The sequence below is a fragment of the Streptosporangium sp. NPDC050855 genome (assembly GCF_044456585.1).
GTDB lineage: Bacteria > Actinomycetota > Actinomycetes > Streptosporangiales > Streptosporangiaceae > Streptosporangium > Streptosporangium longisporum.
In genome coordinates this window covers 109,899-130,498 of record NZ_JBITFY010000007.1, presented here as the reverse complement: position 1 = coordinate 130,498, position 20,600 = coordinate 109,899, and the positions used below count along the sequence as shown (strand labels likewise).

Here is a 20,600-nt window from a genome sequence, read left to right as displayed (position 1 = left end):
CGATGGCCAGCATCGAGAGCAAGGACATCCACAAGATCGTCGTAGCCTGCGACGCGGGCATGGGCAGCAGCGTCATGCTCGCCACCCAGCTCCGCAAGCAGCTCAAGGACCACAACGTGCAGGTGGAGCACGCCCCGGTCAACGCGATCCCCGCCGACGCCGACGTGGTGGTCTGCCACGCGGGCCTGGCGAACCGCGCCAGGGCCAGCGTCCCGGACACCGTGCTGATCCCCTTCCAGGTCTTCATCGGGGACCCGGCGGTGACCAGGCTGGTCAGCACGATCAAGAGCGGCGGCACCGTCGATGCCTGAGACGGCGCCGCTGCCGCTGGACCCGCGCGCCGTCCACCTGACGGCATCGGCCACCGGCCGTGAGGACGCGATCCGCCAGTGCGGGCGGGCACTGCTCGCGGTCGGCGCGGTGGACGGCTCCTACATCGACACCATGCTCGAACGAGAGCGCTCGATCTCCACCTACGTCGGCGAGGGGGTCGCGATCCCGCACGGCACCGCGGCGGCCAAGGACGCCGTCCGGCACGACGCCGTCAGCGTCCTGCGCTTTCCCGGCGGGGTGGACTGGGACGGCGAGCGGGTGACGGTCTGCGTCGGCATCGCCGCCAGGGGCGACGGCCACGTACGGCTGCTCGCCGAGCTCGCCCGGATCCTGATGGACCCCGACCGCGCGCGGGCCCTGCGCGAGGCGACGGAGGTCGCCGAGGTGGTCCGGCTGCTGCAACCGAGTGAAGAGGACGAAGCACTGTGAAGGTCGCCCGTTTCCACACCCCCGGTGACATCCGCGTCGAGGAGGCGCCGGAACCGGTCGCCGGGCCAGGTGAGATCACGATACGCGTGCGCAACTGCTCGACCTGCGGCACCGACGCGAAGATCTACCGGCACGGTCACCACCACATCAGGCCGCCCAGGGTGATGGGGCACGAGATCGCCGGTGAGGTGGTCGAGGGCACCGGCCCGTGGGAGCCGGGGGACCGGGTGCAGGTGATCGCCGCCATCCCGTGCGGTGAGTGCCGGGAGTGCCGCCGGGGCCGGATGACCGTCTGCCCGAACCAGGAGTCGATGGGCTACCACTACGACGGCGGTTTCGCCGAGTACATGGCCGTCCCGGCGAAGGTCCTCGCGGTCGACGGCGTCAACCGCATCCCGGACGGGGTCGGTTTCGCCGAGGCGTCCGTGGCCGAGCCGCTGGCCTGCGTGCTCAACGGCCAGGAGCTGGCCCGGGTGGGCGAGGGCGACGACGTGGTGGTCATGGGCTCGGGCCCGATCGGCTGCCTGCACGTACGTCTGGCGCGCTCGCGGGGCGCCGCGCGCGTCGTCCTCGTCGACATCAACGCCGGGCGGCTGGAGATGGCCGCCGGCCTGGTCCACCCGGACGCGGCCGTGCACGGCGAGGACGTGGTGGAGCAGGTGCTCAAGCTGACCGAGGGCAGGGGGGCCGACGTCGTCATCACGGCAGCGGCCTCGGGCGCCGCGCAGGAGCAGGCGCTGCGGATGGCGGCCCGGCAGGGGCGGATCAGCTTCTTCGGCGGCCTGCCCAAGGACGACCCGATCATCCGCTGCGACTCCAACCTGGTCCACTACCGGGAGCTGACGATCGTCGGCGCCAACGGGTCCAGCCCCGCGCACAACGCGCGGGCCCTGGGACTGATCGCCGACGGCTCGGTGCCGGTCACCGACCTGATCACGCACCGGCTGCCGCTGGCGGAGGTTCTGGAGGGGATCGCCGTCGTCGGCAGGGGCGAGGCCATCAAGGTGACCATCGAGCCGTGACCACCGGGCCGTGATCACCGGGCCGTGATCGTCGAGCCCTGAGCGGCGCACCCGCACGTACCGCTTCCAGAACGCGCAGAAGGAGAACCGGAGATGCCGGAGAGGACAGTGGTCATCGCGTCGAGCTCGGGTCTGCACGCCCGGCCCGCGAAGATCTTCGTGCAGGCCGCGGCCAGGCAGGGGACGCCCGTGCGGATCCGCGTCGGGGACGGCACGCCCGTACCGGCCAACAGCATGCTCGGCGTGCTGGCGCTGGGCGCGACGCACGGCACAGCGGTCACGCTCGACGCGGAGGGGCCGGGCGCCGACGAGGCGCTCGACGCGCTGGCCGAGGTGCTCGCCCGCGACCTCGACGCCGACGAGAGCCCCGGTAGGAGCGCCGGTGGGGGCGCCGGTGGGAACGTCCATGGCTGAGACGCTGACCGGCCTGGGGGTGAGCCCCGGGCGGGCTGCCGGGCGGACGTGCCGGATGGCCGGTCCGCCCGCGCTGCCGGGCCGCGTCCCGGTCGCCGACCCCGGGGCCGAGCTCGAACGGGCCCTGGGGGCCCTGCGGGCCACGGCCGCCGAGCTGGCGGCGCGCGCGGAGAAGGCCTCCGGTGCCGAGGCGAAGGCCATCCTGGAGGCGCAGTCCTTCATCGCCGACGACCCCGGCCTGCACGCGTCCGTCGAGACGGCCGTCGGGGCGGGGGCGGACGCGGCGCACGCCATCGACGAGGCCTGCGCCCACCACCGGGGCGAGCTGCTGGCGGCGGGCGGTCACTTCGCCGAGCGCGCCGCCGACCTCGACGACATCCGCAACCGGGCCGTCGCGACGGTGCTGGGCCTGCCCGTCCCCGGAGTGCCCGACCCCGGCCACCCGTTCGTCCTGCTCGCCGAGGACCTTTCCCCGGCCGACACGGTGAACCTGGACCCCGCCTCCGTCCTGGCGCTCGTCACCTCCGCGGGAGGCCCGACCAGCCACACCGCCATCCTGGCCCGCGCCCGGGGCCTGCCCGCCGTGGTGGCCTGCCGGGGCGCGGGCGAGATCCCCGACGGGACGTGGGTGTCGGTCGACGGCCTGCGCGGCGAGGTGGAGACCGGGATCGGCGAGGAGGCCGCGGCCGCGATCCAGCGCCGGGCCGAGGACGCCCGGCGCCGCCCGTCCGCGAGCAGCGGTCCCGGCCGGACCGCCGACGGCCACCCGGTCGGGCTCCTGCTCAACATCGGCTCGGCCGCCGACCTCGCACCACCGGGCGCGGCCCACGCCTCCGCGGCGCGGGGAACCGGGCAGGTGGACGCCGAGGGGGTGGGGCTGTTCCGCACCGAGTTCCTCTTCCTGGGCCGGCGCGAGGCTCCGGGACACGAGGAGCAGGTGGCCGCGTACGCGGCGGTCCTCCGGGCCGCGCCGGGCGGTCACGTCGTGATCCGCACCCTGGACGCGGGCACGGACAAACCGCTGCCGTTCCTGGGCCTGGCCGAGGAGACCAACCCGGCCCTGGGCGTACGGGGGCTGCGGGTGTCGCGGGTCAGGCCCGAGGTGCTCGACGCCCAGCTCGACGCCATCGCCGAGGCCGCCCGGACGACCGGGATCGAGCCGTGGGTGATGGCGCCCATGGTGACGACGGTGGGGGAGGCGGCCGACTTCGCCGGCCGGGCCCGCGCCCGGGGGATCGCGCGGGTCGGGGCGATGGTGGAGGTCCCCGCCGCCGCGCTGCGCGCCGGGCGCCTGCTGGACGAGCTGGACTTCCTGAGCGTCGGCACCAACGACCTGAGCCAGTACGCCTTCGCCTCCGACCGGCAGCACGGCGAGCTCGCCGACCTGCTCGACCCCTGGCAGGCGGCGCTGCTGCGGCTGGTCGCGGACTGCGCGGCGGCCGGGCGGGAGGCGGGCAGACCCGTGGGGGTGTGCGGGGAGGCGGCCGCGGACCCGCTCCTGGCGACCGTCCTGGCCGGGCTGGGCGTCACCAGCCTGTCGATGTCCGCGTCCGCCGTGCCCGCGGTGCGGGAGAGCCTCGCCGCACACTCCCTGGCGCGGTGCCGCGAACACGCCAGGATCGCCCTGGACGCCGACGACCCGGCCCAGGCCAGAAGGCTGGTCGCCGGGGACCGGTGAGCGCGGCCCGGCCGGGTCCCTCGACGGTGACCGGGGATCGGCCCCAGGCGCCCGGCCGGCCCCGGTGAGAGGCCGGGTCCCGCGAGAGGCCGCTGTCGTAAGAGGTCGCCCTCGCAAAAGGAGAAGGCGGGTCACGGCCGTGACCGCGTGCGCCGGTACCGTCCGGGTGACATGCCGAACTCCCGCTTGAACGCCCTGGCGAAGGCGAACTCCGAGGAGTACCCGCTGCTCTCCGCGACCACCCGCAGCGGCGCCTCGCCCGTGGCGAGGAGCCTTCCGGCCACGGTCATCCGCCACCACGTCAGGTACGCCAGCGGCGGCTGCCCCACGACGGCCGCGAACCGCCTGGCGAAGGCCGCCCGCGACAGCCCGGCCCGGGCGCCGAGCGCCTGCACGGTCCACGCGTGGGCGGGGTCGCGGTGCAGGGCGTGCAGCGCGCCGGCGATCGCCGGGTCGGCCAGCGCCGCCGCCCAGCCGGTGACGGCCTGTCCGGCGTGTTCGTGCAGCCAGGCCCGCAGGATGTAGAGCAGCATCGCGTCGAGCAGCGCGGGCACCAGCGCTCCGGAGCCGGGGCCGGGCTGGTCGAGTTCGGCGCCCAGCAGGTCGACGGTGGCGCGCAGCGCCGGGTGCGCGCCGATCCTGGCCGGCAGGTGCACCAGGTCGGGCAGTCCCGACAGCAGCGGGTGCGCCCGCGCGCGGCTCAGCCGGTAGGCGCCGCACAGCAGCACGGAGGCCGGTCCCGGGCCCGGTGGCGCCTCCTCGGTCAGCACCCACTCCCCGCTCTCGTCCTGGACGACGTCCACCGGCGGTGTCGCGGGGTCGTCGGCGATGACGTGGCCGCGGCCGTGGGCCAGGAACACCACGTCGCCGACGGTGAGCCGGATCGCCTCCCGCTCCGGCATCAGCAGCCAGCACGACCCCTGCAGCACGACGTGGAAGCCCGCCCCGCCGGAGGGGGCGAAGCGCAGGCCCCACGGGGCGGGCAGGCAGGTGCGCGAGGAGTGCGGCACACCGGTGCGCATGGCCATGATCGCGTCGCTCAGCACGTCCATGACGGGAGCCTAGCCCTTCGTCCATCGGACGAGACGCACGGACAAGAACGACAGATCCTGCGGCATGGAGCGTCTCCGGTGAGGTCTCGTAGCGTCGTGGCATGACGACATACGCGCGCACCGTGCGCTTCGACGAACTCGGCGGTCCCGACGTGCTGAGGATCGAGGAGGTCGAGCTCCCCGGGCCCGGGCCGGGCGAGGTCAGGGTCCGGATCGAGGCCATCGGGATCAACCGGGCCGAGGCGATGTTCCGTTCCGGTGGCTACTACTACTCACCCACGCTGCCCGGCTCCCGGATCGGTTTCGAGGCGGCGGGGACGGTCGAGGAGGTCGGGCCGGGCACGACGGGGTTCGCGCCGGGCGACGCGGTGTGCGTCGTCAGCGACGAGGAGATGTCACGGCACGGCGTGTACGCCGAGCGGGTGAACGTCGCGGCACGCCTGCTCCTGCACCGTCCCGGCACGATCGACGCCGTCACCGGCGCGGCCGTGTGGACCACGTACCTGACCGCCTACGGCGCGCTGGTCGAGGTGGGACGGCTCAGGGCGGGCGACGCGGTGATGATCAACGCCGCGTCCAGCGGGGTCGGGCTGGCGGCGATCCAGGTCGCAGGGCAGCTGGGGGCCGTGCCCGTCGCGGTCACCCGGAGCGCGGGCAAGGCCGCCCGGCTGCTGGAGGCGGGAGCGGCCCACGTGCTCGTCGAGGGGGAGGGCGGCGACCTCCCCGGCCGGGTGCGGGAGGTCACCGGTGGCCGGGGTGCGCGCATCGTCCTCGACGCGGTCGCCGGTCCGGGCCTGAGCGAGACCGCGCTCGCGGTGGCGCCGGACGGGCTGCTGATCGTGTACGGCTGGCTGGACCCGCGACCGGCCCCCCTGCCCATGAACTGGCCGCTGACCGTGCACGGCTTCACCGTGGACCTCGTCACCGCCGACCCCGGGCGCCTGGCGCGCGCCAGGGCCTTCATCGAGGCGGGCCTGCGCGCCGGGACGCTGGCCCCCGTCGTCGAACGCACGTTCGACCTGGCCGACATCGTCGAGGCCCACCGCCACCTGGAGTCGAACACCCGGTTCGGCAAGATCGTCGTCACCGTACGGCACTGACGGCCGATCCCGGCGTACGGCGGACCGGGTGACGGCCGGCGGCCACCGGAGCGGTCACCGGGTCCGGCGGCTCAGGGCGATCACCGTCAGGGCGGCCAGCGCCGTCAGGAGCGCGGCTCCGATCCAGGCGACGACGGTCACCCCGGTGGTGAAGGAGTGCTCGCGCTGCAGGAACGTGCCGATGCTGCCCAGCACGGCGACGCCGAGCGCGAGCCCGAGCTCCACACTCGTCTCCGACAGGGCGGAGGCCGATCCGGCCCGTTCGGCCGGTGCGGCGTTCAGGACCGTTTCGGTGCCCAGCGCCATGATCGGTCCCGACCCGAGGTAGACGAGCACCATGCCGGCGACCAGCGTCCCGACCCCGGGTCCGCCGTCCAGCCGGGTGAGGAGCAGGAACCCCGAGGCCGACACCGTCAGCGAGAGCGCGAGGAGACGGGGGAGCGGGATCCGGCGTACCAGCATCGGCGCCACCACGGAGGTGAGGATCATCGCCAGTGCCGAAGGGAGCAGCCACAACCCGGCGCCGAGCGGCGACAGGCCGACGACCCGCTGCAGGTAGAGCGTGACGAACAGGTACATGCCGGCGACGCACGCCAGGCTGACCAGCAGCACCGTCAGCGCCACCCGGAACGGGCGGTCGGCGAACAGCCGTACGTCGACGAGCGGGGAGGCGAGCGTGCGCTGCCGCCGCAGGAACACGGTGACCGCCACCAGGCCCGCGCCGACGGCGAGCAGCGCGAGCGTGGGGTGGCCGCCCTCGGCGAGGCGCTTGATCCCGTACACCACCGGCAGGATCCCCGCCAGCGACAGCAGCACGCTCACCAGGTCCGGCCGCCCGGCCCCGGCGTCGCGGTGCTCGGGCAGCAGCACCGGCCCCGCGACCAGCAGCAGGGCCATCACCGGTACGGCGAGCAGGAACGCCGACCCCCACCAGTAGCGCTCCAGCAGGATCCCGCCGGCCACCGGCCCGAGCGCCACGCCCCCGGACAGGCCGGCGCCCCAGACGCCGATGGCGACTCCGCGCTGCCGCGCGTCGCGGAACATGCCGCCGATCAACGCGAGGGTGGAGGGCATCAGGGTCGCCCCGGCGATGCCGAGCAGCCCGCGCGCCAGGATGAGCGACTGCGCGGTCGGCGCGTAGGCGGCCACCACCGAGGCGACCAGGAAGGCCGCGGCACCGATCAGCAGCAGCCGGCGCCGGCCGACACGGTCGCCCAGCGTGCCCATCGTCACCAGGAACCCCGCGATCAGGAACCCGTACGCGTCGGCGATCCACAGCAGTTCGCCGGGGCTCGGCCGCAGATCCGCGGTGAGGCTGGGGATCGCCAGGTAGAGCACCGTGACGTCCATGGACAGCAGCAGCGTGGGCAGGACGAGCACCGCGAGGCCGAGCCATTCGCGGGGTCCTGCGGACAGATCAACCGTTCTCTCGGACATGATCGAACGCTAAAGTCTCACATGTATGTCAGGGTCAAGGGCGGACCGGGAGGCGGCGTGCGCATCGGGGAGCTGGAACGCAGGACGGGCGTCAGCCAGCGGCTGCTGCGCTACTACGAGGACCAGGGGCTGCTGCGCCCGCGTCGCCTGTCCAGCGGGTACCGCCAGTACGACGAGACCGACGTCGCCACGGTCGCCAACATCCGCAACCTGCTCGCCGCGGGGTTGTCCACCGCGACCATCGCCGACCTGCTGCCGTGCATGGGCACGGCGGGCGGGCGGCTGATCGCCGACTGCCCCGAACTGCTGCTCGACCTCTACCGGGAACGCGACCGGATCACCTCCGCCATCACCAGGCTGAGCACCGCGCTGCAGACCCTGGAAGGCGTGATCGACACGGCGCCGCCCTCCACCAGGCAGGCGGTCCTCGACCTCCGCGTCGCCGACTGAGGCCCGGACGCCTTCCGGAAGCGGCACGCCATGTCCCGCCGAACCGGAAGCGGCACGCCGCGTCCCGGTGACCGGGACGGGCCCGGACGCTCACGACGATCGGGCGAGGCGGAACCCGAGGTCGTCGATGCGGAGGGTCGGGTGACTCTTGCGGCGGCAGGAGGCCCGGCATCCCCGGGGCGGGTCGTACGCGCTCCCGCCGCGGAAGACCCGGTAGGGGCCGTAGACGCCGGGATCGTAGAGGTCCCAGCACCACTCCCACACGTTGCCGATCATGTCGTACAGGCCCCACGCGTTGGGCGCCCTGGTCGCGACGTCGTGCAGCCGCTCGCCGGAATTGCCCCGGTACCAGGCGATCTCGTCCAGCTCCCCGTAGCGGACGCCGGAGCTCCCGGCCCGGCAGGCGTACTCCCACTCCGCCTCGGTCGGGAGACGGTACCCCCCGGCCGCCTCGTCGCGGACCACGTCCCGCCCGTCGGGGTCGTCACCCGTCGTGTAGCAGGGGTCGAGACCGGTGGCCCGCGAGAGCAGGTTGCAGAACAGGATCGCGTCCTTCCAGGACACCTCGGTCACCGGCGTCCGCGGGCCCGCCGGACCCGCCAGGCTCGCCGGGGCCTCGCCCGCGACGGCGCGGTACAGCTCACGGGTCACGGGACGGGACGCCAGCCGGAAGGCGCCGAGCTCGACCTTCCAGGTCGTCCTGGTGCCCTCGTCGCGCAGGAAGACGTTCCCGGCGGGGATCTCGGCCATGTGCTCGGTGTGCTCGGTGTGCTCGGTGATCGTCCGGTGCAGCGTCGGTTCGGGACTCATCGCGGGCCTCACCCTATACGTCCGGTGGCCGCGGCCCCGCTCGCGAGGGTGAGCGCGTACCGGGCCCCCGCAGGCCGCCGCGCACCGATGACCCTCGTATCCCGCGGCCCCCGCGGCCCCGGCGGCCCCGCACCGCCGGTTTGCGGCACGGGTGGCCCCCGTCGGCGCCGTGACCCTCAGGCGTGGTTTTTGTCCTTTTTGGGGGTTCGTGGAGGTGGGCGCTGGTCACGGCCGGGTACGCGGCGTTCATGAGCGACGAACGCGAGCCCGAAGAACCGCAGGTGGGCGACGCCGTCACCTGGCAGAGCCATGGGGTCACCACCTCGGGCCGGGTGGAAGAGAAGATCACGCGGCGGACCGAGAAGGCCGGGCGCACCGTCGACGCCTCCGCCGACGATCCCCAGTACCTCGTCCGCAGCGACAAGAGCGGCAGGACCGCCGTGCACAAGCCGTCGGCGCTGCGGAAGAAGGATCATGAAGACTGAGGGCAGGGACCGGATCGCCGCGGATTTCGACCGGGCGGTCAACATGACGGCCGCCGAGCTGGAGGGCTGGCTCGGCACCGACGAGTCCAAGGCGGTCGGTGACAGCTCCGGTGGCGGCGAGTCGACGGGCCACCGTTCCGGCCGCCGGATCATCGAGATCCTGCGCAAGCGCCGGAGCGACCTGGACGACGACGACTACGCCCACATGCGGAAGGTCGTCGGGTACGTCCACCGCCACCTGGCGCAGCGTCCCGGGGGAGACGTCGCCGAGACCCCCTGGCGGCGCTCCCTGATGAACTGGGGGCACGACCCGCTCAAGTGAGGCCGGGCTCCGGGGATCTCGGCGGGTCCTGACCACCGCTCGGGACGGGTGCCCCTGACGCGTGCCCGGACGTCCCCGATCCACGCCCGGAGCCTTCACGCCGGTGAGCGGGACTTGAGTCTCAAGCCGCTTGAGACCCCATAGTGACGGCATGGACGAAAACGAGCCGTACCCGATCGGGAACGTGGCGCGCCGGACCGGTCTGAGCGTCAGCGCCGTCCGGTACTACTCCGATGCCGGGATCATCACACCCACCCGCGTGACCGAGGCGGGCCACCGCCTCTACGACATCCGGGCGATCGCCCGGCTGGAACTCATCCGTACCCTTCGCGACCTGGACGCCGGCCTGGACGACATCCGCCGGCTGCTCGACGGTGAGACGTCACTGCAGGATCTCCTCGCGACGCACCTGGAGCTCGTCGAGCGTCAGGAGCGCGACCTGCGGGCCAGACGGGCCGTGCTGAGGACCCTCGTCAAGCAGGGGGGCACGGCAGCGCAGGTGGCCCTGATGCACAAACTCGTCTCGATGCCCGACGAGGAGCGTGAGCGGCTCGTCGACGACTTCTGGAACGAGGTCGGCGAAGCCCTCGACGTTCCCCCGGGTTTCGTCGAGCGGTTGCGGACGACGCGGCCGCGTCTGCCGGAGGACCCCACCGCCGCCCAGCTCGAAGCCTGGATCGAGCTGGCCGACCTGGTACGGGGCGAGGAGTTCCGTGGCGCGGTCCGTTCCTGGCTCCGGGACGCCTACGGCACGTTCCCGGGACGGCGCCTGGCCGCCGCGCCGGTGTGGGACTTCATCCACACGGAGGGGGCGAAGGTGGGGGAGGAGCTCTTGGAGGGGTATCGTTCCGGGCTGCCGGCGGACTCTCCCGCGGCGCGGGAGCTGGTCGCCCGCATGGCGAACGCGACCGCCGAGGTCTTCGGCGGGCAGGTCACGGCCGGATCGCGGGACCGGCTGGCCGAGGCCTTCCTGCTCGCCGAGAGGATCCAGCGCGAGGACTCCCCGGAGGAGGCCCGCTACTACGCCACTCATGGCAGGTACCTGTCCCTGGTGGCCGTGATCAACGGGACGCCGCCCGACACGGGCGAGGAGGGGCCCGCGTTCTTCACGTGGATCGCGGCGGCTCTTCGTGCCTCGGCCCGGCGAGACGGTGAGCCGGGTACGCCGGATACGCCCGCGGGCTCCCGCGCCCGGATAACCGGGTGAGCCCGGGACGCCGACCCTCTACCCTGCCGGTCATGACCGTGGGATTGCTGTTCTGCGCCGATCCGCTCCGGCCCCGGCGGGCCGATCCGCATTTCGAGCCGGAGGCGCGGGCCGTCCGCGCGTCGGAGGGCCGGTCGGCGCTCATCGACCATGACGCGCTCGTGGCGGGCCGGGCCGGCGAGGCCGTGGCGCGGGTGCCGCCCGGGTTCGGGCCGGCCTGGTACCGAGGCTGGATGCTGCGTTCCGAGCGGTACGCCGAGCTGGAGCGGGCACTGCTCGCCCGGGGATGCCGGCTGCTCACCGATGGCGAGGCCTACCGGTCGGGCCACGAGCTGCCGGGCTGGATCGACGCCTTCCGGGAGCTGACCCCGGAGACGGTCGTCCTGCCGCTGACGCCCGGGGAGGGCGCTGTGCCGACGGACCTGCCGACGGACCTGCTGGCCAGGTCGGCGGCCCGGCTCGGGGGCGGCGCGTTCGTGGTGAAGGACTACGTCAAGTCGCGCAAGCACGAGTGGTCGCAGGCCTGCTACGCCCCCGATCCGGCCGCGCTGGAGCGGGTGGCGGCCAGGTTCGTCGAGCTGCAGGGAGAGGACCTGACCGGAGGGCTGGTGATCCGCAGGTTCGAGGAGTTCGAGGACGGCCAGGTGCGCGTCTGGTGGCTCGACGGCGAGCCGGTGCTCGTCGGCCCGCACCCGGACGAGCCGGACGGCGGGACGGCCGCGCCCGAGGACCTGGAGGAGGTGCGGGCGGCGGTCCGGAGGCTGAGGTCCCGCTTCGTCACGACCGATCTGCTGCGGCGGTCCGACGGTGTCTGGAGGGTCCTGGAGGTGGGCGACGGCCAGGTGAGCGACCGGCCGTCGAGCACGGACCCGGCCGTGCTGATCGAGGCGCTCCGGGGAGTCGGCGACACGACCGGCGGATGAGCGGCGCCCTCGCCGGGAACGCCCGCGGGAGCGGGGGACGACGATCTCCAGAAGGGTTCCCCGGACGGCTTTCCGAGGCATCGTCCCAGCTCAGGAAGGGTGCCGTGGTTTCGGTAGGGACCTCCGGGGTAATGCACATAATGCATTAATTCAGACCCCAGCACCTTCCAGAGAGCAGGGGAGACGAGACACATGAGCAACCCTCAGACAGTCCCGAGCCAGTCGACCGGCCGTCCGAACGTGGCACGTCACGAGGACCACACGACGGAGACGCGACCGGCGTTCAAGACGACCGAGTTCATGGTCTATATCGCCGCGGTGGTCGCGGTCGTCATCACGGCCCTGGTCGTCGGCGACGACGTCCGCGGTGGCGGCGGCGACCCCTTCGGGGCCGAGCAGGCCATCCGGTACATCACCTTCCTGACCATCGGCTACATGGTGGCCCGGGGGCTGGCGAAGGCCGGGAGCTGGGCGCGGCACGACGACCGCCGCTGAGGCGGCCGCCGTACCGGCTCGAAGACCACCGGGCACGTCCGGCACCGTGAACGCGCCTCGGCGGTTCGGGGAGCCCGGAAAGGGGCCTCGGGGGAGAAGTTCCTCGCGAGGACGTCGCGTGAGTCCCGCACGGGCCGCGCGACGATCCCGCGAGATCACCCGAAGGCCGTGACGGCCGTGCGGCGGCGCGGACGGGGGTCACCGCCCCGTGTCGCGCCGCTCACGTGCCCCGGCGCACCGCCGGGCACGGCGACGGGCCCACGAGGCGACGGGCCCGCGCGGCCCACGAGGCACCTGACCCGCACGACGCCGGACCGGCACGACGGCGGACCGGCACCACGCCTGACCGGCACGACCTGACCGGCGCGACCTGACCGGCACGACGCCGGACCGGCGGACGACCGGAAGACGACCGTGATCCGGCCGGAAGCCTCGAGGGCGAGGCCCGGTCTCAGGAGGTCAGCAGTGCCGCGTAGCGGTCGAGGTCGACGTTGCCGCCACTGACGATCACTCCCACCCGCCGCCCGCGCAGCCCCTCCGCGCTTCTCCTGACGGCCGCGAACCCCAGGCACCCGGTGGGCTCGACGATGATCTTCATGACGGTCCCGAAGACCCGCATGCTCCCGACGAGCTCGGCGTCGGTGACGGTGAGGATGTCGTTGACCTCACGACGGATGATCTCGAACGGGTGGGCGCCGATGTGCTGGGTCTGCGCGCCGTCCGCGATGGTCCTCGGGGTGTCGATGTGGACGATGGAGCCCTGGATCAGCGACCGCCGGCCGTCGTCGCCCGCCTCGGGCTCGACGCCGTACAGCGCGCAGCCTGGTGAGAGCGCGCGCGTCGACAGCGCGGTGCCCGCCAGCAGCCCGCCCCCGCCCAGCGGGACGAAGAGCGCGTCGAGGTCACCGACCTCCTCGAAGAGCTCCGCGGCGGCGGTGCCCTGGCCGGCGATCACGTCCGGGTGGTCGTACGGCGGGATCAGGGTGAGGCCGCGCTCGGCGGCCAGCGCGCGGCCGATCTCCTCGCGGTCCTCGGTGTAGCGGTCGTAGACGACGACCTGCCCGCCGTAGCCCTTGGTGGCCTGCACCTTCGAGGCCGGCGCGTCGTGCGGCATGATGATCGTGGCCGGGATGTCCAGCAGCCGGGCCGACAGGGCGATCGCCTGGGCGTGGTTGCCCGAGGAGTAGGTCACCACGCCCGCGCGGCGCTGGTCCGGGGTGAACCGGGACAGGGCGTTGAACGCCCCGCGGAACTTGAAGGCGCCCATGCGCTGGAAGTTCTCGCACTTGAACACGACGTCGGCGCCGAGCTCCTCGTTGATCCGCCGCGAGCGCAGCACCGGGGTGCGATGGGCGTACGGCGCGATGCGGGCGGCGGCACCCCGCACGTCCTGGTACGTCGTTGACCGGAGCATCGATCCGCCTTTCCTGGTTCTCCTCGGAGGAAATCGTATGTTCCCGGGATCGATGCGGCGCCCCTGCCCTCCGTACCGCCGCCCGGCGCCCCTCCGCAGCACAGGGCGCGGATCCCCTCCGCACCGGCGGCCGGGACGCGGTACGGCCTCCGGAAGCGGGGACCGGTCGATTCGACAGGCGATTAGCTAATTGCCATAATGCCGTAGTGATCGACGTGGATCTGGTCAAGGCGCTGGCCAGCGACAAGCGGCTGCTGATCCTGGAGTGGCTGCGCGACCCCGAGCGGCACTTCCCGCCGCAACGCGACGGCGACCTGGTCCGTGACGGGGTCTGCTCGCTGTTCATCGCCGAGAAGCTGGGAGTGAGCCAGCCGACCTGTGGCGAGCACCTGAAGGTGCTGGGCCGGGCGGGGCTGATCCGCGGCACGAAGATCAAGCAGTGGGTGTTCTACCGGCGTGACGAGGACCGCATCGCGGAGGCCAAGGAGTTGTTGAGCGGTGACTGGTGATGTGCGGGGCGGTGCCGCGCCGGCCGTGGCGGCGGGCCTCGACCCCTACGAACGCCTGATCGCGGACCTGGAGGCCGGTGGCGCGCGCTACCGGCTGATCGACCACCCGCCCGAAGGACGCACCGACCTGGTCAGCGCCCTGCGCGGGCACGACGTCGCGCAGGCCGCGAAATGCCTGATCGTCATGGTCAAGGTCGGCAAGAAGCAGACCCGGCACGTGCTGGCCGTGGTGCCCGGCGACGCCCGCCTGGACCTGCAGGCGATCAAGGTCCTGCTGGGCGGGACCTACGTCGCCTTCGCGGCCAGGGACAGGGCCGAGGAGCTGGCAGGCAGCGTGAGCGGCACCGTGCTGCCGTTCTCCTATGACCCCCGGCTGGAGCTCGTCGCCGACCCGGCGCTGCTCGCGTCGCCGGAGCTGTTCTTCAACGCCGCCCGGCTGGACCGCTCGATCGCGCTGGCCACCGACGACTACGTGCGCCTGGCCGCCCCCCGGATGGCGCCCGTCACCGCCGCACCCTGACCGTCCCCGGCCGAGTCGGCCGAACCGCCCGAGTCGACCGAACCGCCCGAGTCGGCCGAACCGGCCGAACCGGCCGCGGGACGCTCCCGGCCGGACCCGGTCGTGTCAGCGGAACGAGCAGCGGGGCGAGCGAGTCGGGGACCGGGCCGGTGGTCGGCAGCCCGGGGTACTGGCGCTGGCCGCCCTCCCGGTGCGGCGCGGCCGACAGCTGACGGCCGATCCGCATCGCCAGGGCCGCGCCGTGGTCGCGCCGCACCTGGTTCAGGCAGAGGTCGACGGTCGTGGCCGAGGCGCCGGCCGTCGCCACGTCACCGTGGTCCACGTACAGCACGGACGCGTCCGGACGGATCCGGGGGTAGCGGGCGGCGAGCTCGTCGGCCGGCTCCCAGTGGGTGGCGGCGGCGCGGCCGTCCAGGAGGCCGAGGCTCGCCGGAACGTGGATGCCCGAGCAGATGGCCATGATCCGCATGCCGCGGGCGTGGGCCGCGAGGACGGCCGCGCCCAGCTCGGGGGAGACCTCCGGGCCCGCGCACCAGCCGGAGACGAGCAGGGTGTCGGCCTCGGCCAGGGCCTCCAGCCCGCGCTCGACGATCACGTCGACGCCCATGGTCGTCCGTACGGGCCCCGGACGCTCGGCGCAGAGCGAGAACGTGTAGTGCTCGGGGATGTCCGGGCCGTGGTAGCCGAAGACGGCGGAGGCACTGGTCACCGGGTACATCTCCTGGACCGGGCCGACCAGGGTGACCACGCGGTGTCTCATGGCACGAATGTACCTAATGATGTCATTGTGGACGCCTGTGGTGGGCTTCCTGGATGTCCAGGATGGGAGCTCATGGAGCTCAGGACATGACCGCGCTCGTCGGTCGCGAACCGTCCCTCGCCGTGCCGGACAGGCTCTGGACCAGGGACTTCACGCTGTATTTCGGTGCCCGCGTGGTGTCGCTGCTCGGTGACGCGATGATGCCCGTCGCGACGGCGCTGGCCGTCGGCGCGATCTACGGGGTGGCCGGCGTCGGCTACGTGCTGGCCGTCTGGACCGCCCCGTTCGTGATCTTCGTGTTGTTCGGCGGGGTGTTCGCCGACCGGGTGGGCGCCCGGACCATGATGGTCGGCGCGGACGTCGTCCGGATCTTCACCCAGACCGCGGTGGCCGTCGCCTTCTTCACCGGCGTCCCGCCGCTGTGGCTGCTGATGTCCGCCTCGTTCCTGTCCGGGGTGGCCGCCGCGATGTTCCAGCCCGGCGTCAACGGCATGGTCCCCCTCGTCGCCAGGGACCCGCAGCGCGCCAACGGCACCCTGAAGATCGCCGACGCGGCCACCCAGCTCGGCGGGCCCGTCCTCGCCGGCCTGCTGATGGCGCTGACCGGCGCGGGCGCCGTGTACGCCGTGGACGCGGGGACCTTCCTGCTCAGCGGCCTGTGCCTGGTCTTCATCCGGCTCGCGCCGGCCGCCGGGGCCGCGGAGCGCTCGACGGTCCTGCGCGACCTGCGCCGGGGCTGGACGGAGTTCCGCTCCCGGAGCTGGATGTGGTCGGTGATCCTCATCTGGGTGTTCTTCGGCGTCCTGGTCTTCGGTCCCTACATCCCGCTGAGCTCGCGCCTGATCGGCGACCGCCTCGGCGAGGCCGCCTACGGCTGGGTGATGGCCGGCCTCGGCGCGGGCACGGTCGTCGGCGGGCTGATCGCGATCCGCTTCCGGCCCTCGCGGCCGCTCGCCGCGGGCGGGGCGGCCATGGTCGGGTTCGCGTTCATCCCGCTGTCGGTGACGCTGGAGCTGCCGTTGCCGCTGCTCATGGCGGGCCACCTGGTGGGCGGGATGTCCTGGGCGTTCTGGTCGGTGATGTGGTCGACGAGCGTCCAGACGCAGGTCACCCCCGACGTCCTCAACCGGGTCACCGCCTACGAGGTGGCCGGGTCGGTGGCCGGGGTCGCCGTTGGGCAGGCGCTGGTGGGGCCGGTCTCCGAACTCGTCGCCCCCCTGGACCTGCTGCTCGTCTCCACCGGCGTCAGTTTCGCGGTCTGCGCGGCCCTGCTGCTGACGCCACCGATCCGGCGGCTGCGCCGCGTCTGAGCCCGGCGTGAGCCCCGCGTGATCCTCGCGTGACCGGCGCGCCGGGCGGGTCCGCGGGCTACCATCGGACGGTCCGGCGCGACAGGCGTGCCGGGCCCTCGTCCGGGCGGTTCCGGCGAGGCCGGGTAGAGCGTCGTGATTCTGTGCAGGCGGTGTCGTGGTGGCAGTCGGTACGATTCTCCGGTTCGACGAGGTGCGCGGATACGGGTTCATCGCCGCGCTGGGTGGTGGCGAGGACGTGTTCTTCCACGCCAACGACTTCGGTGAGAACAGGCATGTGGTCCAGCCCGGTCTCCGGGTCGAGTACGAGGTCATGGAGGGCGAGCGCGGGCTGAAGGTGTCGACCGTCAGCCTGCTGGACCCGCCCCCGGTCCGGCGGCCGGTCACGGTGGCGCCGATTCCGGGGGCGACGGCGCAGGCGTCGCCCGCCACGGGCGCCTCCGGGCAGGCCGGCGACGACGAGGGCGTGTGCGACGTGCTGTCGGCGAAGTCGTTCAGCGGCGCGGTCACCGAGCTGCTCATCGAGCACGCGCCCACGCTGACGGGCGCGCAGATCGGCCAGGTCAGGCAGCGTTTCCTCGCGTTCGCCCGGTCCCACGGCTGGGTCGACGACTGACACCCCCGCGCGACCGGCACGTCCCGGGCGGCGTGTCCCGCCCCCCGGGACGGTGCGGCCCGCGTCCCCGGCCGGGAGCCGGGGACGCGGGCCGCGGGGTCCGGGGGCTCAGTTGCCGAAGGAGAACCAGTTGAGGTTCACGAAGTCGGCCGGTTGCCCGCTGCTGAAGGTGATGTAGACCGTGTGGGTCCCGGTCACCCCTGAGATGTTGGCCGGGATCGTACGCCAGCTCTGCCAGCCTCCCGTGTTGCCGAGCGCGAAGTCACCGATCGGCGGGGCCGTCGGGCTGCCCAGGCGCACCTGCACCAGCCCGCTGACCCCGGCCGCCGCACCGGACGCGACCCGGGCCTTGAACTGCGTGGCGGCCGCGGAGCCGAAGTTCACGCCGTCGAAGCGCAGCCAGTCACCGTTGCCGATCTGCGCGACGTTCTGCCCGCCGCCGGTGTCGGTCGTGGTCTCCACCGACGTGCCCGACTGCGCCTGGTGGCGCTCGGCCTGGATGGTCGAGCGGGCGTCCACCCCGCCCGGAGGGGGAGTGGGCGTCGGGCTCGGGCCGGGGCCGGAGCCGCTCTGCCAGACGGCCACGTAGTCGACGAGCATCGGGCGGCCGGGGACCGTGGCGGCGGTCGGCGTCTGCCCGGCCAGGGCGTTGGGGAAGGCCCCGCCCATGGCCACGTTGAGCAGCAGGAAGTACCCCTGGTGGCCGGTCATGTTGTTCCAGGTGGTGGCGTCGAACTGCGCCTGGCTGACGCTGTGGAACTGCTGGCCGTCGACGTACCAGCGCAACTGGTTCGGGCTGATGCTGCGGTCCCACTCGAAGCGGTAGGTGTGGAACGCCGACTGGCAGGTGGAGCCGGGGCACGGCCTGCTCGCGCCCAGGCCGGTGGTCTCGTTGCAGGGCCCGCCGGGGTTCACGCCGCAGTGCAGCACGCCCCAGACGGAGTTGATGCCGTTGACGTTCTCCATGATGTCGAACTCGCCGATGCCCGGCCAGTTCCAGTAGCTGCCCCGGTACGGCGCGCCCAGCGCCCAGAAGGCGGGCCAGTAGCCCAGCGCGGCGTCACCGGTGACGTTGGGCATCTGGATGCGGCCCTCGATGCGCAGGATGCGCCCGTCGGCGGGCTTGAAGTCCGAACGGCGGGTCTCGATGCGGGCCGACGTCCACTCGTTGCCGTTCTTCAACGGCGTGATCCGCAGGTTCCCGCCGCCGTCGAGGCTCAGGTTGGCGGGGCTGTCGGTGTAGCGCTGGATCTCACCGGTGCCCCAGTTGGCGGGACCGCCCGGGTAGGCGTGACCGAGGTCGACGATCCAGTTCGCGGAGGAGGGCGGCGACCCGGCGCCGCCGTTGAAGTCGTCGCTCCAGACCAGCGACCACCCCGAGGGCGGAGGCGGGACGGAGGCGTGGGCGGCGATGGCGAGCACCGTCGGCACCAGGGCGGCGAGGATCACCGAGATCCACCTGAGAGAGCGCTTTCTTGCTGGGGGGTGACTCATCTGGAACCTCTCACAAGGCCAATGAGGGGGACGGCCGAACGTTCGCTGCAGCGTGCAGACCGATTGATAATCACTGTTACGCGAAGGTAAAGTCCGGGTCAACACCGTAAGGTGAAAAAGTCAGAGAGCGCTCTCAGAGATCGACGGGATGTCACCGGGGCGTCGTGACGCCAGGCCGGTGTCGTCGTGGAGCGCCCACCCGGTGCCTCGTCCGGTGCCTCGCCCGGCGTTCGTCCGGGGTCCGTCCGGGGTCCGTCCGGCGCGGGGAGGGGACCTCCCGGCGCCGGGACGCTTCGGCGGGCCGTCTACCGGCCCGTCCTCGTGGCGGAGGCGGTCAGCAGGGACAGGCCGTAGGACGTGAGGATCTTCTCCACCGGCTGGAAGTAGGTGACACCTCCGCCGTCGCAGTCACCCGCACCGCCGGAGGTGACGCCCTGGGCCTGGTCGATCGAGACGAACGGTCCGCCGGAGTCGCCGCGCTCCGCGCAGACGTTGGTGCGGACCAGCCCGAAGATCTTGCCGCCGGGATACACGGCGCTGGCGTCACGCTGCTGGATGGTGCCGCAGTGCCATCCGGTGGTGGAACCGGACCGGCAGACCGAGGCTCCCTCGATCACGGCGCGGGTGCCGTTCAGTGCGGTGATGGCGCCGGTCGTCGCGTCGGTCACGGCACGGATCGCGCCGTCGGCCTCGGCGGTGGGCCCGGGGGGTCCGGTGGGCGTGGGAAGCCCGGTGGGTGTGGGAAGCGCAGTGGGCGTGGGAAGCGGGGAGGACGCGGTGGGCACGGTGGGTACGGTGGTCGTGGGGGGCGTCGCGGGCGCGGTGGGGTGAGTGCCCACGACGGGTGTGGCGGGCGGGAGACCGCCGGATCCGGCGGTGCCGTCTCCCACCACCCCCTTGGGGGTCCAGTCGTCGTTCACCGCCACCCAGGCGTAGTCGCCGACCGGGAAGGTCGACTCCTTGAAGACGCCCTGGGAGGTCCGGTTGAAGCCGGTGGTGCGGTCGCCCTTCCTGCCGCAGTGGCCGGAGGTGACGAACCCCTTCTCGGTGCCCTTGGCCACGGAGAAACCGACCGAGCAACGCCCCCTGGGCACGAGGTGGTAGGCGTCACCTCCCCGCAGGTCGTACAGGGGCCGGGGGCTCTCCGTCGAGGACACCACGTCCACCTCGGCCGCGTCCATCCCGATGCCCTTGATGACGTTCTCGGTCATGGCGGCACGCCTGGACAGGACGACCACCTTGTTGCTCCGTACGTCGACATAGCGCACCCTGCCCCCGATCGAGCGGGCCGGCAGGGCGTGGTCGAGTCTCCGCTTCACCTCCTGCAACCGCTTCAGCGGTGCGGCGACGACCTCGGCCTGGGCGCCCGCGGCGATGATCAGGGGGATGTCGGCGGCGCTGGTGGTGGCCACCACCAGTTTCCGGGCGGTGACCCCGATGAACCAGGAACCACCGAAACGGTCGCCGAGGCTCTTGCGCAGCCGCTCCTCCACCGGTGCCAGCCGGATCTCGTTGGACAGCCGGATCCGCACCTGTTCCGCGCTCAGCCGCAGGTCGCGCTGGAGCGCCTCGAACATGGTCGGCGGCGACTTCCCGGGCGGGACCGAGGGTGACGCGCTCGGGGAGGACGGAGGGGGCGGGGCATCCGTCGCCCGGGGCGGGGCGGCGGCCGGTACGGCCGTCGCGGTCAGCGTGACGATCGCCAGTACGTATCCCGTGGTGACGGTACGGCTGCGGGACATGTGCTCTCCTCGACCTCGGCTCTCAAGCGGGAGGGGGGAGATCGGTCCGTATCGCCGGTCGCTCGTTCGAACGGACGG

General features: G+C 73.1%; 23 protein-coding genes. 16 read left to right on the top strand and 7 right to left on the bottom strand.

Going from position 1 to position 20,600, the window contains the following annotated elements:
• Window positions 1-2 precede the first annotated feature (2 nt).
• The 5 genes from ACIBCT_RS16290 (at window position 3) to ptsP (ending at window position 3,876) form a co-directional block, all read left to right on the top strand.
• The gene (locus tag ACIBCT_RS16290) at window positions 3-311 is read left to right on the top strand and encodes a PTS lactose transporter subunit IIB (RefSeq protein WP_399189129.1); all 309 of its coding nucleotides are present in this window, start codon (window positions 3-5) and stop codon (window positions 309-311) included.
• Window positions 304-762 (top strand): PTS sugar transporter subunit IIA, encoded by a 459-nt coding sequence (locus ACIBCT_RS16285; protein ID WP_399189127.1) that lies wholly within the window; start codon window positions 304-306, stop codon window positions 760-762. Before ACIBCT_RS16290 ends, ACIBCT_RS16285 begins: the two co-directional genes overlap by 8 nt.
• Entirely contained in the window at window positions 759-1,784 is a 1,026-nt protein-coding gene (locus ACIBCT_RS16280; protein ID WP_399189125.1) for a zinc-dependent dehydrogenase, read from the top strand. Before ACIBCT_RS16285 ends, ACIBCT_RS16280 begins: the two co-directional genes overlap by 4 nt.
• Window positions 1,785-1,877: 93 nt before the next feature.
• Window positions 1,878-2,198 carry an HPr family phosphocarrier protein gene (locus ACIBCT_RS16275; protein ID WP_399189123.1) on the top strand — a complete coding sequence of 107 codons (321 nt, stop codon included), beginning with the start codon at window positions 1,878-1,880 and terminating at the stop codon, window positions 2,196-2,198.
• The gene (ptsP, locus tag ACIBCT_RS16270; protein ID WP_399189121.1) at window positions 2,191-3,876 is read left to right on the top strand and encodes a phosphoenolpyruvate--protein phosphotransferase; all 1,686 of its coding nucleotides are present in this window, start codon (window positions 2,191-2,193) and stop codon (window positions 3,874-3,876) included. The genes ACIBCT_RS16275 and ptsP overlap by 8 nt, the downstream gene beginning before the upstream one ends.
• Window positions 3,877-4,007: 131 nt before the next feature.
• Here the strand turns inward: ptsP and ACIBCT_RS16265 are convergent, their stop codons facing one another.
• On the bottom strand, window positions 4,008-4,928 hold the full coding sequence (locus ACIBCT_RS16265; RefSeq protein WP_399189118.1) for an AraC family transcriptional regulator: 921 nt from the start codon (window positions 4,926-4,928) through the stop codon (window positions 4,008-4,010).
• 101 nt (window positions 4,929-5,029) lie between these two features.
• Here ACIBCT_RS16265 and ACIBCT_RS16260 point away from each other — a divergent pair, with 101 nt between their 5' ends.
• Window positions 5,030-6,028 carry a zinc-dependent alcohol dehydrogenase family protein gene (locus ACIBCT_RS16260; RefSeq protein WP_399189116.1) on the top strand — a complete coding sequence of 333 codons (999 nt, stop codon included), beginning with the start codon at window positions 5,030-5,032 and terminating at the stop codon, window positions 6,026-6,028.
• A gap of 54 nt (window positions 6,029-6,082) precedes the next feature.
• Here ACIBCT_RS16260 and ACIBCT_RS16255 read toward each other — a convergent pair whose 3' ends face one another.
• On the bottom strand, window positions 6,083-7,465 hold the full coding sequence (locus tag ACIBCT_RS16255; RefSeq protein WP_399189114.1) for an MFS transporter: 1,383 nt from the start codon (window positions 7,463-7,465) through the stop codon (window positions 6,083-6,085).
• A 57-nt stretch (window positions 7,466-7,522) separates the two neighbouring features.
• Here ACIBCT_RS16255 and ACIBCT_RS16250 point away from each other — a divergent pair, with 57 nt between their 5' ends.
• Window positions 7,523-7,915, top strand: coding sequence for a MerR family transcriptional regulator (locus ACIBCT_RS16250; protein ID WP_399189112.1), 393 nt, complete (start codon window positions 7,523-7,525; stop codon window positions 7,913-7,915).
• 90 nt (window positions 7,916-8,005) lie between these two features.
• On the opposite strand, the gene ACIBCT_RS16245 is transcribed toward ACIBCT_RS16250, so the two are convergent.
• The gene (locus ACIBCT_RS16245; protein WP_399189110.1) at window positions 8,006-8,725 is read right to left on the bottom strand and encodes a formylglycine-generating enzyme family protein; all 720 of its coding nucleotides are present in this window, start codon (window positions 8,723-8,725) and stop codon (window positions 8,006-8,008) included.
• Between the two features lie 248 nt (window positions 8,726-8,973).
• Between ACIBCT_RS16245 and ACIBCT_RS16240 the strand changes: the two genes are divergently transcribed.
• From ACIBCT_RS16240 to ACIBCT_RS16220, 5 genes are all read left to right on the top strand, one after another.
• Window positions 8,974-9,210, top strand: a complete 237-nt coding sequence (locus ACIBCT_RS16240) for a DUF2945 domain-containing protein (protein ID WP_399189108.1) — start codon at window positions 8,974-8,976, stop codon at window positions 9,208-9,210.
• On the top strand, window positions 9,200-9,532 hold the full coding sequence (locus ACIBCT_RS16235; protein WP_399189106.1) for a DUF3140 domain-containing protein: 333 nt from the start codon (window positions 9,200-9,202) through the stop codon (window positions 9,530-9,532). Before ACIBCT_RS16240 ends, ACIBCT_RS16235 begins: the two co-directional genes overlap by 11 nt.
• Window positions 9,533-9,683: 151 nt before the next feature.
• A complete protein-coding gene (locus ACIBCT_RS16230) occupies window positions 9,684-10,739 on the top strand; it encodes a MerR family transcriptional regulator (RefSeq protein WP_399189104.1) in 1,056 nt (351 codons plus the stop codon).
• Window positions 10,740-10,771: 32 nt separating this feature from the next.
• Window positions 10,772-11,662 (top strand): ATP-grasp domain-containing protein, encoded by an 891-nt coding sequence (locus tag ACIBCT_RS16225; RefSeq protein WP_399189102.1) that lies wholly within the window; start codon window positions 10,772-10,774, stop codon window positions 11,660-11,662.
• Window positions 11,663-11,854: 192 nt separating this feature from the next.
• Complete coding sequence (locus tag ACIBCT_RS16220) at window positions 11,855-12,157, top strand: hypothetical protein (RefSeq protein WP_399189101.1); 303 nt, start codon at window positions 11,855-11,857, stop codon at window positions 12,155-12,157.
• A gap of 451 nt (window positions 12,158-12,608) precedes the next feature.
• Here ACIBCT_RS16220 and ACIBCT_RS16215 read toward each other — a convergent pair whose 3' ends face one another.
• Window positions 12,609-13,571, bottom strand: a complete 963-nt coding sequence (locus ACIBCT_RS16215) for a threo-3-hydroxy-L-aspartate ammonia-lyase (RefSeq protein WP_399189100.1) — start codon at window positions 13,569-13,571, stop codon at window positions 12,609-12,611.
• A 206-nt stretch (window positions 13,572-13,777) separates the two neighbouring features.
• On the opposite strand from ACIBCT_RS16215, the gene ACIBCT_RS16210 reads away from it, so the two are divergent.
• Entirely contained in the window at window positions 13,778-14,080 is a 303-nt protein-coding gene (locus ACIBCT_RS16210) for an ArsR/SmtB family transcription factor (RefSeq protein ID WP_399189099.1), read from the top strand.
• Window positions 14,070-14,600, top strand: coding sequence for a YbaK/prolyl-tRNA synthetase associated domain-containing protein (locus tag ACIBCT_RS16205; RefSeq protein WP_399189098.1), 531 nt, complete (start codon window positions 14,070-14,072; stop codon window positions 14,598-14,600). The genes ACIBCT_RS16210 and ACIBCT_RS16205 overlap by 11 nt, the downstream gene beginning before the upstream one ends.
• Here the strand turns inward: ACIBCT_RS16205 and ACIBCT_RS16200 are convergent.
• Window positions 14,584-15,360, bottom strand: coding sequence for a DJ-1/PfpI family protein (locus tag ACIBCT_RS16200; RefSeq protein ID WP_399189097.1), 777 nt, complete (start codon window positions 15,358-15,360; stop codon window positions 14,584-14,586). The two genes, ACIBCT_RS16205 and ACIBCT_RS16200, sit on opposite strands and share 17 nt — an antisense overlap.
• A gap of 86 nt (window positions 15,361-15,446) precedes the next feature.
• Between ACIBCT_RS16200 and ACIBCT_RS16195 the strand changes: the two genes are divergently transcribed.
• Window positions 15,447-16,670 carry an MFS transporter gene (locus ACIBCT_RS16195; protein ID WP_399189096.1) on the top strand — a complete coding sequence of 408 codons (1,224 nt, stop codon included), beginning with the start codon at window positions 15,447-15,449 and terminating at the stop codon, window positions 16,668-16,670.
• Window positions 16,671-16,830: 160 nt separating this feature from the next.
• Window positions 16,831-17,286: a cold shock domain-containing protein gene (locus tag ACIBCT_RS16190; RefSeq protein WP_399189095.1), complete on the top strand. Its 456-nt coding sequence runs from the start codon at window positions 16,831-16,833 to the stop codon at window positions 17,284-17,286.
• Between the two features lie 108 nt (window positions 17,287-17,394).
• Here ACIBCT_RS16190 and ACIBCT_RS16185 read toward each other — a convergent pair whose 3' ends face one another.
• Window positions 17,395-18,735, bottom strand: a complete 1,341-nt coding sequence (locus ACIBCT_RS16185) for a glycoside hydrolase family 16 protein (RefSeq protein ID WP_399189094.1) — start codon at window positions 18,733-18,735, stop codon at window positions 17,395-17,397.
• Window positions 18,736-19,085: 350 nt separating this feature from the next.
• A complete protein-coding gene (locus ACIBCT_RS16180) occupies window positions 19,086-20,522 on the bottom strand; it encodes a S1 family peptidase (RefSeq protein WP_399189092.1) in 1,437 nt (478 codons plus the stop codon).
• Window positions 20,523-20,600: the final 78 nt, after the last annotated feature.